The organism is Pseudomonas sp. PME37.24/006, from assembly GCF_055556635.1.
Genome location: NZ_JBVHNL010000032.1, coordinates 1 through 305 on the forward strand (window position 1 = coordinate 1; position 305 = coordinate 305).

General features: G+C 74.4%; 1 protein-coding gene. It reads right to left on the reverse strand.

Going from position 1 to position 305, the window contains the following annotated elements; all coding sequences use genetic code 11:
* A partial coding sequence (locus tag ACZ3GY_RS23735; protein WP_465912183.1) for an SURF1 family protein occupies positions 1–305 on the reverse strand: 305 nt, incomplete at both ends.

A 305-nucleotide genomic window follows, 5' to 3' on the forward strand; every position in this document is an offset into this window, starting at 1 on the left:
GCGCCGCCTCACCCGGACGCAGTCGCACGACGATCTCGACCTGCCCGCTCGGGGGTGCCGGAATGGCATCCGGTTGCGCCTGACGCTCGCCGGGCGGGAGCCAGCCGCGATCGACGAGGAGGACCCGGCCGTCGTCGAGGCGGAACGGCACGAGCACCTCGTACGCGGCGGATCCCGCGTGCGCGCGATTGCGCACGAGCAGTTCCTTGTCGGCCTCGTACTGCCCCGTGAGCCGCACGGGACGCCATTCGTCACCGGGGGCCAGGTCGGTGCCGGGCGCGAGGAGCTCGCCGAGCGGCACCGGC